The organism is Pseudomonas sp. PDM31, from assembly GCF_019218965.1.
Classification (GTDB): domain Bacteria; phylum Pseudomonadota; class Gammaproteobacteria; order Pseudomonadales; family Pseudomonadaceae; genus Aquipseudomonas.
Genome location: NZ_JAHUWS010000033.1, coordinates 1 through 505 on the forward strand (window position 1 = coordinate 1; position 505 = coordinate 505).

The window sequence follows — 505 nt, forward strand, 5'->3', positions numbered from 1 at the left end:
GTGAACGTGCCAGTGACGCCCGCGACGGTAAAGTCAACCACGCTAACAGGACCGTCAACACTCAAGGTACCGGACAATACGTTGCCGGTCGCCGCGGTGTCTTCGTTGATCGCAACGGTTTCGCTGGCATCGGTGAAGCTGTCATCGACCGGGGTGACGCTGATGTTCAGAGTCGAGGTGTCATTGGTTCCCGAACCGTCTGTAACGGTGTAGGTGACGGTCGGCACCGTGCCGTTGTAGTTGGCAGCCGGGGTGAAGGTGTATTCACCGTTCGCTCCGATCACCAGGGTGCCGACGTTGGCGATGGTCGCGGTCTGGCCGGCGTTGAACGAACCGGTGACGCCCGCGACGGTGAAGTTAACGACGCTGACCGAACCGTCGACGCTGGTTGTGCCAGTGAGGACGCTGCCTGTGAGGGCGGTGTCTTCCAGTGTGGAGACCGATTCGCTGGCGTCGGTGAAGCTGTCGTCGACCGGTGTAACGCTGATGTTCAGCGTCGAGGTGT

At 61.0% G+C, this 505-nt stretch carries 1 protein-coding gene; it reads right to left on the reverse strand.

What is annotated here, in order from left to right:
• Nucleotides 1-505: Ig-like domain-containing protein (locus tag KW839_RS27320; protein WP_218426045.1), on the reverse strand; the 505-nt coding region annotated here is incomplete at both ends.